The sequence below is a fragment of the Brachybacterium sp. sponge genome (assembly GCF_001613775.1).
In the GTDB taxonomy this organism is placed as follows: Bacteria; Actinomycetota; Actinomycetes; order Actinomycetales; family Dermabacteraceae; genus Brachybacterium; species Brachybacterium conglomeratum.
Genome location: NZ_LRMP01000004.1, coordinates 22926 through 37072, shown reverse-complemented (window position 1 = coordinate 37072; position 14147 = coordinate 22926). Strand labels below are relative to the sequence as shown.

General features: G+C 71.9%; 11 protein-coding genes. 3 read left to right on the top strand and 8 right to left on the bottom strand.

Annotated elements, in window-relative coordinates; all coding sequences use genetic code 11:
- Positions 1 to 30: 30 nt before the first annotated feature.
- The 3 genes from A4A78_RS14695 to A4A78_RS14685 form a co-directional block, all read right to left on the bottom strand.
- Positions 31 to 894, bottom strand: coding sequence for a CorA family divalent cation transporter (locus tag A4A78_RS14695; RefSeq protein ID WP_062950576.1), 864 nt, complete (start codon positions 892 to 894; stop codon positions 31 to 33).
- Between the two features lie 96 nt (positions 895 to 990).
- On the bottom strand, positions 991 to 1488 hold the full coding sequence (locus A4A78_RS14690; protein ID WP_062950574.1) for a nuclear transport factor 2 family protein: 498 nt from the start codon (positions 1486 to 1488) through the stop codon (positions 991 to 993).
- A gap of 56 nt (positions 1489 to 1544) precedes the next feature.
- On the bottom strand, positions 1545 to 2390 hold the full coding sequence (locus A4A78_RS14685) for an SDR family oxidoreductase (RefSeq protein WP_062950573.1): 846 nt from the start codon (positions 2388 to 2390) through the stop codon (positions 1545 to 1547).
- Positions 2391 to 2580: 190 nt separating this feature from the next.
- Between A4A78_RS14685 and A4A78_RS14680 the strand changes: the two genes are divergently transcribed.
- The 3 genes from A4A78_RS14680 (at position 2581) to A4A78_RS14670 (ending at position 7291) form a co-directional block, all read left to right on the top strand.
- A complete protein-coding gene (locus A4A78_RS14680) occupies positions 2581 to 4128 on the top strand; it encodes a DHA2 family efflux MFS transporter permease subunit (protein ID WP_062950572.1) in 1548 nt (515 codons plus the stop codon).
- 76 nt (positions 4129 to 4204) lie between these two features.
- Positions 4205 to 6094 (top strand): DNA helicase RecQ, encoded by a 1890-nt coding sequence (recQ, locus tag A4A78_RS14675; RefSeq protein WP_197466693.1) that lies wholly within the window; start codon positions 4205 to 4207, stop codon positions 6092 to 6094.
- A 57-nt stretch (positions 6095 to 6151) separates the two neighbouring features.
- Positions 6152 to 7291 carry a hypothetical protein gene (locus tag A4A78_RS14670; protein WP_062950571.1) on the top strand — a complete coding sequence of 380 codons (1140 nt, stop codon included), beginning with the start codon at positions 6152 to 6154 and terminating at the stop codon, positions 7289 to 7291.
- A 3-nt stretch (positions 7292 to 7294) separates the two neighbouring features.
- Here the strand turns inward: A4A78_RS14670 and A4A78_RS14665 are convergent, their stop codons facing one another.
- The 5 genes from A4A78_RS14665 to A4A78_RS14645 form a co-directional block, all read right to left on the bottom strand.
- Positions 7295 to 8488: a metallophosphoesterase family protein gene (locus A4A78_RS14665; protein ID WP_062950570.1), complete on the bottom strand. Its 1194-nt coding sequence runs from the start codon at positions 8486 to 8488 to the stop codon at positions 7295 to 7297.
- 120 nt (positions 8489 to 8608) lie between these two features.
- Entirely contained in the window at positions 8609 to 10315 is a 1707-nt protein-coding gene (locus A4A78_RS14660) for an ABC transporter ATP-binding protein (RefSeq protein ID WP_062950569.1), read from the bottom strand.
- Entirely contained in the window at positions 10312 to 11343 is a 1032-nt protein-coding gene (locus tag A4A78_RS14655; RefSeq protein ID WP_062950568.1) for an ABC transporter permease, read from the bottom strand. Before A4A78_RS14655 ends, A4A78_RS14660 begins: the two co-directional genes overlap by 4 nt.
- 1 nt (position 11344) lies before the next feature.
- Positions 11345 to 12430: an ABC transporter permease gene (locus A4A78_RS14650; RefSeq protein WP_062950567.1), complete on the bottom strand. Its 1086-nt coding sequence runs from the start codon at positions 12428 to 12430 to the stop codon at positions 11345 to 11347.
- Entirely contained in the window at positions 12427 to 14073 is a 1647-nt protein-coding gene (locus A4A78_RS14645; RefSeq protein ID WP_062950566.1) for an ABC transporter substrate-binding protein, read from the bottom strand. Before A4A78_RS14645 ends, A4A78_RS14650 begins: the two co-directional genes overlap by 4 nt.
- Positions 14074 to 14147: the final 74 nt, after the last annotated feature.

The window sequence follows — 14147 nt, the reverse complement described above, 5'->3', positions numbered from 1 at the left end:
GCCGACATCTCGCCGGGGTGTCCCGGCGTCTCAGGACGAGCGGGTCAGGAAGCGCACCAGGGCGAGGGTGAGGAGGGTGGCGAACGCCGGCACCACGATGCCGAGGAGCACGAAGGCGGTGAGGCTCCCGGTCCGCTCCTGCATCCAGGCGAAGTTCATCCCGAAGAACCCGGTGGCGAGGGTCAGCGGGAGGAAGATCGTCGCGACCAGGGTGAGGCGCTCGTTGACGACGGCCCCCTGCTCGGCCAGCAGGTCGCCGAGCACCGTGTGGAGGCGCGCGGCCGCGGAGCGGTTCGCGTCGAACTCCGTCGCCGCACGTCGCAGACGCCGCTGGAGGTCCTTGGGCAGCTCCTGGGCCAGCTGCTCCTCGGGGCTGCACAGCCGGTGCATCGCGGCCTGGGTCTCCTGGATGCGGAACAGGTCCGCGCGCGTGCGGCCCAGGAGGCGCCGCTGCGGGGAGGCGGAGTAGCCGCCGGCCGCGTCCTCGAACTGCTCGCTCGCGTCCTCCAGCGCGTCCAGCACCTCCTCGCCGCTGCGCGCGGCGGCCAGCAGCATCTCGACGACCGCCTCGCGGACCGAGCCTGCCTCCTCCGCCGCCTGGCGCAGCACGGCCAGCGCCTGCCGCTCGGCGAGCACCAGCATCCGCTCCCCGGCGGCGTGGATCCGCACGGAGAGCGGGTGCGGGCTCTGGTCCGGGATGAGCAGCACCAGCTCGAGCCGGTCCCCGATGATGTGCGCGGAGGGTCGACGCGCGAGCTCGTCGGTCTGCGGACCCGCTATCGCCCAGGCTTCGACGACCGCAGCCACCACGGGGTCCTCGAGCCCGCGGGCGAAGGCGCAGGCCGGGGCATCGCCCACGGCATCGAGCGACTCGGGGCTGTCGACGAGCTGCATACGGGGCCCTCCTCAGGCTCACGGCGACACGAGCACGATCCTGGTGCAGCCGAGGATGCCACGCCCCGACGGCCCGTCTATTGCGGCGGGGACGGGTCAGTACCAGCTGTCCTTCTCGAGGGTGTACCGGATGTCGGCCACGTCGGCCGCCTCCATCGGCACCCGGTCGCGGGTGATGGACTTCAGCGCCAGCTCGCGGCGGGCGATCCGCCAGCCGTCCTCGCCGCGCACCAGATCGTCGACGTAGATGCCGGTGCCGCGGATGAGCAGGTAGGTGCCCTCCTCCTCGGTGGTCTGCAGCGTGGTCCACAGCGCCTCGGTGACGGTGTGCGCACGGTCGCCCGCGATCCGGTAGCGGGTCTTGCCCACGAGGTGCTGCCCGCCCAGACGCGTGGCGTCGTTGCCGGAGAGCAGCTCGACGAGAGAGCGGGGGTCGAGCACCTTCTCGCGGTCGATCAGCACGATCTCCGCATCGGGAGTGAAGGCCTCGGGGAGGATCGACCAGTCTCGCTGGTCCAGGGCGTGGGAGTAGGCGTTGATCGCGTCGTCGATGCCGGCGCGGTCCAGCAGGTCCTGCAGGGTGGCGGCACTCATGGGTGGTCCTCTCGGTGCAGCGGGTCAGGGGCGGGAGCCGGGGCGGGGCCCGGCGCTCAGCCCCACTTGATGGTGGAGCCGGCGTCGATCGGCAGGTGCACGCCGGTGATGTAGCGGGCCTCGTCGGAGACGAGGAAGAGCACGGCGTTGGCGACGTCGATCGGGTCGATCCACGGCACGTCCAGCAGCTTGCCCTTCGAGAAGCCCTCGACGACGTCCGCGGGCTGCGGGTCCTCGAGGTCGGGACGGAACTTCCGCATGAAGTCCCGGTTCAGCACCAGCTCGGTGCCGACGGCGGTGGGGTGGGTGGTGTTGACCCGGCCGCCGAAGGGGCCGAGCTCGTGGGCCCAGGTCTCGGCGAGGCCGACGAGCGCCGTCTTGGCGGCGGTGTAGGCCGAGGAGTTCGCGCCGCCGCGGATCCCGGCGGTGGAGGAGGCGAGCACGACGGCCGACCCGTTCGGGTTCTGCTTCAGCACGGGGAAGACGGCGCGGGCGGTGTTCATCACGCCCGTCAGGTTCACGTCCAGGACGGTGCGCCAGGTGGAGTCCGGGAGGTCCTCGACCGGCGACTCCTGGAGCAGCACCCCGGCGTTGGCGAAGACGATGTCGATCCGCCCGAACTCCTCGACCCCGCGCGCCACGGCGACGTCCAGCGAGGACCGGTCGGTGACGTCGGCGACGACCGGCAGGAGGGCAGAGGGGTCCGGCAGGGAGGCGCGGAGCGCCTCGAGGGCCTCCTGCTGGCGCTCGAGGTCGGCAGCGATCACGCGGGCACCCTCCTCGATCAGCCGCTGCGCGGTCGCGGAGCCGATGCCGCCCGCGGCGCCGGTCACCAGAGCGATCCGGTCCTGGACGCGCCCGGCGGGGAGGCTCGGGGTGGTGGTGCTCTCGGTGCTGGTCACAGCTGTCCTCTCGCACGGTTCTCGGTGCGGCGGGCTCCGTGCCGCTCCTCTGTTCTACAGCATCGGCCCGGGAACGACCCGGCACGGTTCACACGACGACGCACAGGCCGGGAGCGCACGAGGCGTACTCTTCCCCTGCCTCGTCCCCTGCGCCCTCGCCGGTGCGCCGTTCCCCTCCTGGAGGACATGCATGCCCGACGCCACGCGTCCCAGCCCCGCCCGCGACCCCCGCCTGGACCGTCCCTGGCCCGCGCTGTGGTCGATCGTGCTGGGCTTCTTCATGATCCTGGTCGACACCACGATCGTCACGGTCGCGATCCCGCGGATGCAGGAGGACCTGGGGGCGGACCTGACGGGCCTGCTGTGGGTGACCAGCGCCTATCTGCTCGCCTACGCGGTGCCGCTGCTGATCACGGGGCGACTCGGGGACCGGCTGGGGCTGAAGTCCGTCTATCTCGTCGGGCTCGTCGTGTTCACCGCCTCGAGCCTGTGGTGCGGGCTCGCGGGAAGCGTGGAGATGCTGATCGTGGCGCGCGTGGTGCAGGGGCTCGGCGCCGGGATGATGACCCCGCAGACCATGTCGATGATCACCCGCATGTTCTCGCCGCAGCGGCGAGGTCAGGCGATGGCCGTGTGGGGCGCGACGGCAGGGGTCGCGAGCCTCGTCGGTCCCGTCCTCGGCGGGCTGCTGGTGGACGGGCCGGGCTGGGAGTGGATCTTCTTCGTCAACGTGCCCGTCGGGGTGCTCGCGATCGCGCTGGTGCTCCGCAACGTGCCGCGCTTCCCGCGCCGCTCGCACTCCTTCGACTGGCTCGGCGTGGCGCTCTCGGCGACGGGCCTGTTCCTGCTGGTGTTCGGGATCCAGGAGGGCGACAGCTACGACTGGGCCACGATCACGGACTCCCTCGTGATCGGCCCCGTGGACACGGGGGTGCCCGTGACGGTGCCCGGGATGATCCTCGCCGGCGTGCTGGTGCTGGCGGTGTTCGTCCTGTGGCAGGCGGTGATGCGGCGCGAGCCGCTGGTGCCGCTGTCGCTGTTCCGCGACCGCAACTTCTCGGTCGCGAACGTGGCGATCGCGATGATGGGCGCGACCGTGCTCAGCTTCGCGATCCCGACCACGCTGTTCTTCCAGCAGGTGCTCGGCATGTCGCCGACGCAGGCGGCGCTGATGACCGCGCCCTCCGCGGTGCTCTCGCTGGTCCTAGCGCCGCTCGTCGGCCGCTGGATGACGAGCCACGACCCGCGACCGCTGGCGCTGATCGGCTTCGCCTCGCTGGCGGGCGGGCTGCTGTGGCTCTCCCTGCTGATGGACCCGGACGCCTCCGTGCTGGTCCTGCTGCTGCCGTTCGTGCTGATCGGGATCGGGAACGCCTGCATCTGGGGGCCGCTGTCCCTGACCGCGACCCGCAATCTCCCGCCCTCGCAGGCCGGCGCCGGATCCGGCGTCTACAACGAGATGCGGCAGGTCGGCTCGGTGCTCGGCTCGGCCGGCATCGCGACGCTCATGGCCGACCGGATCGCTTCCCGCCTCGGTGAGGCGACCGGCGGACAGGGCGGTGCCCCTGCGGGCGCGGAGTCCGGAGCAGGCTCCCTGCCCCCGATCCTGCACGCCCCGTACGCCGCGGCGATGGCCGACGCCATGTGGCTCCCCGTCGGCCTCGCCGCGGTCGGCCTCCTCGCCGCGCTCGCCATCGGCCGACCGATCGACACCGGGGTGTGGGCGAAGGACGAGTGAGAGCACTCCCCGCCGCCGTCCACAGCCGGGCCCTCGCGCTCGCGGCCCGTCGGCCCCGCGGCCTAGAGTGGCGGGCATGAGCACCCCTCCTCCCGCCGACACCGTCTCCGCCCTGCGCGAGGGGGATGCCGGACGGACGGAGGAGGCGCTCACGATCCTCTCGCGGGTCTTCGGCTACGACTCCTTCCGCGGCGAGCAGGCCGCGATCATCGACCAGGTCGCGAGCGGCGAAGACGCGGTGGTGCTGATGCCCACCGGCGGCGGCAAGTCGCTGTGCTACCAGATCCCCGCCCTGCTGCGGGAGGGCACCGGAATCGTCGTCTCGCCGCTGATCGCGCTGATGGCGGACCAGGTCGCGGCGCTCGAGGCGGTCGGCATCCGCGCCGCGTACCTCAACTCCACCCTCGAGATGCACGAGGCGCAGGCCGTCGAGCAGCAGCTGCTCGCCGGGGAGCTGGACCTGCTGTACATGGCGCCGGAGCGCCTGGTCCTCCCCCGCACCGTCCAGCTGCTGCAGCGCGCGCAGCTTGCGCTGTTCGCGATCGACGAGGCGCACTGCGTCTCCCAGTGGGGCCACGACTTCCGCCCCGACTACCTGGGCCTGTCGATGCTCGCCGACGCCTTCCCCGGCGTGCCCCGGATCGCGCTGACCGCGACCGCGACCGAGGCGACCCACCGCGAGCTCACCGAGCGCCTGCAGATGCAGCAGGCCCGACACTTCGTCTCGAGCTTCGACCGCCCCAACATCCAGTACCGCATCGAGCCGAAGGCCTCCCCGCGCGAGCAGCTGCTGCGTCTGATCACCGCCGAGCACGAGGGCGACTCCGGGATCGTCTACTGCCTCTCCCGCAAGTCGGTGGAGACCACCGCGCAGTGGCTCGTCGACCGCGGCATCCCCGCGCTCCCGTATCACGCGGGCCTGCCGCCGGAGGTGCGCCAGGACCACCAGGAGCGGTTCCTGCGCGCCGACGGGCTGATCATGGTCGCGACGATCGCCTTCGGCATGGGGATCGACAAGCCCGACGTGCGCTTCGTGGCCCATCTCGACCTGCCCAAGTCCATCGAGGGCTACTACCAGGAGACGGGCCGCGCGGGCCGCGACGGCCTGCCCTCGACCGCGTGGATGGCCTACGGCCTCGGCGACGTGGTCAGCCAGCGGAAGTTCATCGAGGGCGGCGAGGGCTCCGAGCAGTTCAAGCGCAACGCCCGCTCGCACCTCGACGCGATGCTCGCCCTGTGCGAGACGGTCGACTGCCGGCGCGTGCAGCTGCTGCGCTACTTCGGCCAGGACTCTTCCCCGTGCGGGAACTGCGACACCTGCCTGAACCCTCCGCAGACCTGGGACGCGACGGTCGCGGCGCAGAAGCTCCTCTCCGCCGTGATCCGGCTGGACCGGGAGCGCGGCCAGCGCTTCGGCTCCGGCCAGGTGGTGGACGTGCTGCTGGGCCGCGAGTCCGAGCGCTCCCTGGCCTCCCGCCACCACGAGCTGAGCGTGTGGGGCATCGGCGAGGAGCTCTCGGAGAAGGAGTGGCGCACCGCGATCCGGCAGCTGCTCGCACGGGGGGTCCTCGAGGCGGAGGGCGACTACGGCGTGCTCGTCCCCGGCCCGCAGGCCGGCCCCGTGCTCCGCTCCGAGGAGACCGTGCAGCTCGCCGTCGACCGCGCCCCGCAGCGCGGCGCGCGCGGCGGCGGCCGACGCGCCGGCGGCGCCTCCCGCGCCGCCGAGACCCTCGAACCCGCCCAGCGGGAGCGCTTCGAGGCGCTGCGCGCCTGGCGCACCTCGGTCGCGAAGGAGAAGCAGATCCCGCCCTACATGGTCTTCTCCGACGCGACCCTGGTCGGGATCGTGGAGACGGCGCCGCAGTCCGTCCAGCAGCTCGGCGCGGTCAGCGGGGTGGGCGCGAAGAAGCTCGCCGAGTACGGAGAGGACGTCCTCGAGGCGCTCTCGGGCGCCGACGCCGGCTGAGCACCTCCCCGACTACCCTGTGGACACACGTCCACGAACGACTCCGGGGGAACCACCATGACCGCACCGACGCCGCCCCAGGGCCCTGCCCAGGGAGGGCCGCAGGGCCCCCAGCACTTCACCCCGCCGCCGGCGGAGCCCGTCTCGCAGTCCTCCGCCCGCAAGAACCTGGTCATCGCCGGCGTGCTCGCCGGGGGCGGCTGCCTGCTGGTGATCCTGGTCGTGATCGCGCTGATCATCTACTTCGCAGTGCGCGGCGGCGACTCCGGGGGCGGCGGCGGGGAGACCGGCGCGGCGGACCTCCCCCCGGAGGAGCAGGCCACAGCGCTGGTCACGGAGTACTTCGACGCCCTGGCCGCAGGAGACGCGGCGACCGCCCTGGAGCTGAACCCGGTGAACGAGGACATGGGCGCCGCGCCGCTGCCCGTCGAGGCGTACACCGCCGCCCTCGAGGCCGCGCCGATCACCGGGGTCGAGCTCGGCACCCCGGTCATCGACGACGGCGGCCTCGCCGAGGGCGAGGTGCCGGTGACCTTCACGGTCGGCGACCAGACCGTCTCCGACACGTATCGCGTGCACGACTACGACGACGACGGCGTGATGGAGCTGACCGGCGGGCACACGATGGCCCAGGTCCCGGACGGCCTCGACGGCCTGGGGCTGACGGTCAACGGCGCCGAGGTGACCGCGGGCGAGCCCATCGCCCTGATGCCCGGCGGCTACGAGGTCGCCCTCGGGGCCGAGCACTTCGCGCTGACCTCGACCGATCCGCTGCTCGTCGGCGAGCTGGCCAGTTCCCTCGAGTGGCCGGAGGCGACGCTCACCGAGGAGGGGCAGACGGCCTTCCGCGGCGCGGTGGATGAGGCGGTGCAGGCCTGCCTGAAGCAGACCACCCTCGAGGCCGGCTGCGGGATGAGCCCGGTGCCGACGACGAGCGATGACGGCTGGACCATGGTCGAGGACACCGTGGAGCGCTCCATCTCCGAGGACACGCAGCGCACGATCGACACCATGGAGGCGACTCCCTCCTCCGACGAGCCGACCTACGTCGAGGGCACCTCCGTCGGTGCGGTCGAGACCACCATCGAATGCACCAAGGACGGCCAGAAGGGCCGGTGCGAGATGTGGCTGGGCGGCGGCATGGGCATCCCGCACGTCGACATGGCCGATCCGGAGCTGCCCGTCACCTGGAGCTGAGGCTCAGCCGACCCCGTCCGGGAACTCGGCCGGCTCGCCCGGCTGGGCGCCGGCGGTGAGGTCGATGCCGTAGTCCGCCGCGTGGCGCAGCTCGGTCCCGGCGTAGATCCCCTCGACGCTCTCGTCGAGGCGGAACACGCGGGCGCCGCGCAGGCGGTGGTCCTCGGCGCCGCCGAGCCCGTAGGTGCCGAAGCCGGTGCCCGGCGCGTAGCCGAGCTGGATGCCGTAGTAGTCGGCGACATAGGTGTTGATGTGGTCGTGGCCGACGAACAGGCCCTTCACGTCCCCGCGTTGGAGCATCGCGGCGAACATGCCGGAGTTGAAGGGGCCGGGGCACTCGTCCTCGTTGCGCTCCCCGACGATCGAGTGCTTCTGGACCGCGCGGGCGTGATCGGCCTCGGTGCGGGCGTCGACGCTCGCGAACCAGGCGAAGCGGTGCTCCCACAGGGCGATGTGCTGGAAGACCAGCCCCGGGACGAGGCCGCGGTTGCGCCGCTCGAGCGCGGCGGAGGTGGAGAGGTACCACTGCACCTGGTCGGGGCGCAGCCAGTCCCAGTCGGGGTAGCCCTCGAAGTCCTGCCCGGCGATCTGCTCGGGGGCGTAGCGGCCGGAGTCCAGCAGCCACAGGGCGAAGGCCTCGCCCTTGTCGCGGCGGGGCCGGATCGTGAGGACCTGGTTGCCGGTGCCGGTGACGTCGGCGCCGGGAGTGTTGAGGTTGTGGGGGTACTGGCGCACGAAGTCGATGTATGCGCTCTCGTCGAGGCCCGTGACGGGGGTGGAGTCCTCGTCGTGGTTGCCGAAGGTCAGCGCCCACGGGATGCCGCGGTCCTCCATCGGCCGCACCACGTTGTTGATCGCCTGCTTCGCCTCGAGGGCGCTGGTGGGCGAGCCGTTGATGACATCGCCGTTGATGAGGGCGAAGTCCGGCTGCACGTCGTCGAGCACCGCCTCCTGCAGCTGGACGGTGCGGCGGTCGGTGCGGGGTCCGTCCTGGGTGTCGTTGAACTGGACGACGGTGAAGGTGCCGTCCTCGCGGAAGCGGAGCCGGTTGCGCACGATGCCGTCCTTCCCTGCGGGCGCCGAGGGCGCGGCGGTCGCGGCGCCGGCCGCGCCGGCGGTGGCGAGTCCGGCCATCGCCGCGGCGGTGGAGGTGCGCAGCAGGCCGCGCCGGGACGGGGACAGGGAGGAGGGGGTCATGGGGTGCCTTGTCTCGGGGAGGGATGAGGGCTCTCCTACCGAACCCCTCCGGCATGACGTCCTTCCCCCGGCTCCGGGACGCGGGCCTGAACGTCGGGTGAACTTGCCCGGCCCTCCTCCTCAGCCCTCCGCGCGCCCGCTCCCCCAATCCTGCGCGTACGCCTCGCGCCGCCGCGCCTGCTCGGCCGGGTCCGGGACGGGCAGGGAGGCGATGAGGCGGCGTGTGTACGGGTGCTGGGGCCGCTGCAGCACGTCCGGTCCGTGCCCCTCCTCGACGAGCTCGCCGCGATAGAGCACCCCGATGCGGTGGGCGAGGGAGTCGACGACGGCGAGGTCGTGGCTGATGAACAGCGCCGCGAAGCCGAGCCGCTGCTGCAGCTCGCGGAACAGGGCCAGCACCGTCGCCTGCACCGAGACGTCCAGGGCGCTGGTCGGCTCGTCGGCGACGAGCAGCTCGGGGCCGAGCACGAGCGCGCGAGCGAGGGAGACCCGCTGGCGCTGTCCGCCGGAGAGCTCGTGGGGATAGCGCCGTGCGTAGTCGCCCGGCAGCTCGACCGCCTCGAGCAGCTCGCGCACGCGCCGGCCGCGCTCGGCGGCGTCGAGCTGCTGCTCGTGGACGACGAGCGGCTCGGCGATGCACTGCTCGATCGTCAGGTGCGGGTTGAAGGAGGTGGCCGGGTCCTGGAAGACGAAGCCGATCCGCCGCCGCAGCGGGGTGAAGCTCCGCTCTCGCATCCCGCGCATCTCGTGCCCGAGCACGGCGAGGCTCCCGCCGGTGGTGCGCTCGAGCCCCGCGATGGCGCGGCCGATGGTGGTCTTTCCGGAGCCGGACTCCCCCACCAGGCCGTACACCTCGCCGCGGCGGATGGTGAGGTCCACGCCCTTGACTGCGCGGAAGGGGGCGCGGCCCAGCCGGCCCGGGTACTCGACGCCGAGGTCGCGGGCGACGACGAGCGGCTCCGCCTCCTCGAGCGCCTGCTGCGCGGCGGGCTCGAGCGCGCTCCAGGCGGAGTCCCGACCCAGATGGGGCACGGCGGCGAGCAGCTTCTGCGTGTACTCCTCGCGGGGGTTCGCGAAGAGCTCCGTCGCCGTCGCCCGTTCGACGACGCGGCCGTGGTGCATGACAGCGACGGAGTCGGCGAGGTCCGCGACCACGCCCATGTTGTGGGTGATCAGGATGATCGAGGTGCCGAAGCGGTCGCGCACGTCGCGCAGCAGGTCGAGGATCTCGGCCTGGACGGTGACGTCGAGGGCGGTGGTGGGCTCGTCGGCGACGATCAGCTCGGCGCCGAGCGCGAGCGCCATCGCGATCATGATGCGCTGCTTCTGCCCGCCGGAGAACTCGTGCGGGTAGCGGTCGATGCGCTCGGCCGCGTCGGGGATCCCCACCGACTCGAGCGCCCGGACGGCCTCGGCCCGGAGCTCCTTGCGGGAAATCCGCCCGCGATGGGCGCGCAGCCCCTCCCCGATCTGCCACCAGATCGGGAAGACGGGGTTCAGCGCGCTGGAGGGCTCCTGGAAGATCATCGAGACGTCCTCGCCGCGCAGGCGGCGCATCTGCGCGGCGGTCAGGCGCACGACGTCGGTGCCGGAGACCAGGACGGTGCCGGTGGCGTCCGCCGTCTCCGGCAGCAGCCCCAGCACCGAGCGGGCGGTGACGGACTTGCCGGAGCCGGACTCGCCGACCACGGCGAGGATCTCCCCGGGGGCGACCTCGAGGCTGACCCCGTCCACGGCGTGCACCTCGCCGCCGTCGGTCGCGAAGCGGATGTCGAGGTCCCGGATCTCCAGGCGTGCGGTGGTGCCGGTCGTGTCGATGTCGGTCATGCGGCCACCGTCCTCTCGCTGCGCCGACGTCGGCGCCGGGTGCGCAGCCGGGGGTCGTTGAGGTCGTTCACGGATTCGCCCACGAGTGTCACCCCGAGGACGGCCAGCACGATCGCGAGGCCGGGGAACAGTCCCGTCCACCAGATGCCGCTGGTCGCGTCGGACATGGCGCGGTTGAGGTCGTAGCCCCATTCGGAGGCGCTGGTCGGCTCGATGCCGAAGCCGAGGAAGCCCAGCGCCGCGAGGGTGAGGATCGACTCGGAGGCGTTGAGGGTGAAGATCAGCGGGAGGGTGCGGGTGGCGTTGCGCAGCAGGTGGGTGCCCATGATGCGGCGGTGCCCGGTGCCCACCACCTTCGCGGCCTCGACGAAGGGCTCGGCCTTCAGCCGCACCACCTCGGCGCGGATCACCCGGAAGTACTGCGGCACGAACACCACCGTGATCGACAGCGCGGCGGCGAGGATGCCGCCCCAGGCGTCGGACTGCCCGCCGGAGATCACGATCGACATCACGATCGCGAGCAGCAGGGAGGGGAAGGCGTAGATCGCATCGGCCAGCATCACCAGCACCCGGTCCAGCCAGCCGCCCATGTAGCCGGAGAGCAGTCCGAGCGCGACGCCGAGGAACAGGGAGGCCGCGACCGCGCAGACCATCACGGCGACCGCGGTGCGGGTCCCCCAGATCACGCGGGAGAGCACGTCGAAGCCGGTGACGGTGGTGCCCAGCGGGTGGGCGGCCGACGGGGGCCGCTGGGTGCCGAAGGCCTCGCCGTCCGCGGCGGTGTCTGCGAAGCCGTAGGGGGCCAGCAGCGGGGCGAGCAGCGCGGTCAGCAGCAGCAGGCCCACCAGCACCACGCCGGCGACCAGCATCCCGCGCTGGAGGCCGACGCTGCGGCGCAGATGGCTGACCACCGGCAGGCGCAGGTACCAGGGCGCGCGGGCGGTCGCGGCGACGGACGCGGACTCGGCGGCGAGGTCGGTGCCGGCGGCGTCGCCCTCGCCGACGGGCTCGGGGGTCGACAGCGTCATCTCAGTACCTCACCCTCGGGTCGATGAGCGCGGCGATCACGTCGACGACGAAGTTCGAGATCGCGACGATCACGGCGAGCATCATGACGATGCCCTGCACGGCGACGTAGTCGCGGGCCTTCATGTACTCGGCGAGCATGTATCCCAGGCCGTTCCATTCGAAGGTGGTCTCGGTGAGCACGGCCCCGCCGAGCATCATCGCGATCTGCATGCCCATCACGGTGATGATCGGGATCAGCGCGGGGCGCAGGGCGTGGCGGGTGGTCAGGCGCGACTCGGCCACGCCGCGGGAGCGGGCGGACTCGATGTACTGCATCTCGAGGGTGCCGATCATGTTGGTGCGCACCAGGCGCAGGAAGATCCCGCCGGTGAGGATCCCCAGCGCGATCGCGGGGAGGATCGCGTGGGAGACCACGTCGCGCAGCAGCTCGAGGTCCCCCAGGCGCAGCGCGTCCAGGAGGAAGAACGGGCTGGGGTTCAGGATGGTGCTCATCGTGATCTCGCCGCGGGTGGAGATCCGCCCCGCGACCGGCAGCCAGCCGAGTCCGACGGAGAACACGAGCTTCAGCAGCAGGCCGACGAAGAACACCGGGGTGGCGTAGCCGAGGATCGCCACGATCCGCAGCACCGCATCGGGCCAGCGGTCGCGGGTGCGGGCCGCGATCATCCCCAGCGGCACCCCGATCACGAGCGCGACGACGACCGAGTAGACGACCAGCTCGAAGGTCGCCGCCCCGTAGGTGGTGAGGATCTCGGTGACGGGGGTGCGGTCGGTGTAGGTGGTGCCGAAGTCGCCTCGCAGCACCCCGCCGAGGTAGTCGAAGTACTGGATGATCAGCGGCCGGTCGTAGCCGGCCTCGGCGCGGCGGGCGGCGAGCTCGCTCGGGGTGAGCCGGCCGCCGAGCGCGGCGGTGATCGGGTCGCCCGTGATCCGCATCAGGAAGAACACCACCGTCATCAGGATGAAGACGGTCGGGATGATCAGCAGGAAGCGCAGGAGGATGTAGCGGCCGAGGCCGCCCCCCGAGGCCCGGCGGCGCGGGCGTCGGGGGGCGTGCTCGACCTCGGTCTCGGCGGCGGCGGTCACTTGGACAGCGGCGAGATGCGGAACTTGAAGGAGGAGTCGAGCGTGACGCCCTGGACCTCCGCCGTGGAGACCGCGATCTGCGCGCCTTGCAGCAACGGCAGGGTCGAGATGTCCTCGGCGACGACGTCCTGGATCTGCACGAACAGCGCCTCGCGCTCGGCGGGGTCCGCGGTGCCGCGCTGCTTCTGGATCAGCTCGTCGACCTCGGGGTTCGAGTAGTGGTTGGCCAGGAAGTTCTCGGTGACGAAGAAGGGCGAGAGGTAGTTGTCGGCGTCGGAGTAGTCCGGGAACCAGCCCAGCTGGTAGGCGGGGTAGACGTCGGCGACGCGGTCGTCGCTGTACTGCACCCATTCGGTGGACTTCAGGTCCACCGCGAACAGCCCGTCGGCCTCGAGCTGGCCCTTGACCGCCGCGTACTCGTCGCCGGAGGAGTTGCCGTAGTGGTCGGGGTTGTACTGCAGGCTCAGCTGCACCGGGATCTCCACGCCCGCGTCCTCGAGCCGGCCACGGGCCCGTTCGGCGTCGGGACCGCCGGAGCCGTCGCCGTACATGTCCTTGAACTGGGTGCCGGCACCGGGCAGGCCCTCGGGGATGTAGGAGAACAGCGGGGTGTAGGTGTCGTTGTAGACGGAGCTGGCGATGGCCTGGCGGTCGATGAGGTCGGCGACCGCCTGGCGGACGGCGCGGGCCTTGTCGGGGTCGGGGTCCTCGGTCTTCTCGCCGTAGGGGTTGGTGTGGAAGTTGAAGACGATGTAGCGGATCTCGCCGCCGGGGCCCTCGTGGACCGTCACCGCGTCGTCGCCCTGCAGGTCGGCGATGTCGGTCGCGGAGAGGGAGCGCCACACGCAGTCGATGTTGCCCTGCTGGATGTCGAGCTTCATGTTGTTCTGGTCGGCGTAGTACGACATCGACACGCTCGCGGTCGCCGGCGCGCCGAACAGCCCCTTGTAGCCGTCGAAGGCCTCGAAGGTGACCAGCTCGTTGATCTTCCAGCTGGTGATCGCATAGGGGCCGCAGAAGGCGTTCCCGTCCACGATCTCGGCGTCGGAGAGCACGGCGTCGGCCGGGAACACCTCGGCGTCGACGATCGGGCCGGCCGGGGAGCACAGCACGTAGGGGAAGGTCTGGTCGCCGGGCTCCTTGAGGTGGAACTCGACGGTGAGTTCGTCGACCGCCTCGACCTTCTCGAGGTTGCCCAGCAGGCTCGAGGGGCCGTTGGGGTCGGCGATCGCGAGCTGCCGGTCGAAGGTGTGCTTGACGTCCTCGCTGGTGAGCTCGTTGCCGTTCGCGAAAGTCAGCCCCTCCTTGAGGGTGACGGTGTACACGTTGTCGCTGGTGAACTCCGCGGTCTCGGCGAGGTCCGGCTCGGGGACGCCGTCCTCGGAGCCGACGGAGGTGTTCATCAGGTAGGCGTAGCACTGGGTCCACACCGTCGAGGAGCCGTTGTCGTAGGCGGCGGCGGGGTCGAGCGCGGTGACCTTGTCGGTGGTGCCGATGGTGAGGGCGCCGCCGCCCCCGCCGCCGGATCCGCCGTCGGACCCTCCGTCCTCGGTGGTCTGGGCGCAGGCGGTCACCAGCACGGGGACCCCGGCCATCGTCAGCAGCATGGTGCGTCGCGTGGGGGTCATGGCGGCGTCGAACATCGGGGTCCTCCAGGAGGCCGGTCGGCATCAGGGGTGGTGATGCCGTGCAGGGGACGGGCGGGGATGTGATCCAG

Excerpts from the sequence above, each read along its gene's own strand:
- A4A78_RS14690 (WP_062950574.1), bottom strand. The coding sequence starts at position 1,488 with ATGAGTGCCGCCACCCTGCAGGACCTGCTGGACCGCGCCGGCATCGAC.
- A4A78_RS14695 (WP_062950576.1), bottom strand. The coding sequence starts at position 894 with ATGCAGCTCGTCGACAGCCCCGAGTCGCTCGATGCCGTGGGCGATGCC.
- A4A78_RS14660 (WP_062950569.1), bottom strand. The coding sequence starts at position 10,315 with ATGACCGACATCGACACGACCGGCACCACCGCACGCCTGGAGATCCGG.
- A4A78_RS14670 (WP_062950571.1), top strand. The coding sequence starts at position 6,152 with ATGACCGCACCGACGCCGCCCCAGGGCCCTGCCCAGGGAGGGCCGCAG.
- A4A78_RS14665 (WP_062950570.1), bottom strand. The coding sequence starts at position 8,488 with ATGACCCCCTCCTCCCTGTCCCCGTCCCGGCGCGGCCTGCTGCGCACC.
- recQ (WP_197466693.1), top strand. The coding sequence starts at position 4,205 with ATGAGCACCCCTCCTCCCGCCGACACCGTCTCCGCCCTGCGCGAGGGG.
- A4A78_RS14645 (WP_062950566.1), bottom strand. The coding sequence starts at position 14,073 with ATGTTCGACGCCGCCATGACCCCCACGCGACGCACCATGCTGCTGACG.
- A4A78_RS14680 (WP_062950572.1), top strand. The coding sequence starts at position 2,581 with ATGCCCGACGCCACGCGTCCCAGCCCCGCCCGCGACCCCCGCCTGGAC.
- A4A78_RS14655 (WP_062950568.1), bottom strand. The coding sequence starts at position 11,343 with ATGACGCTGTCGACCCCCGAGCCCGTCGGCGAGGGCGACGCCGCCGGC.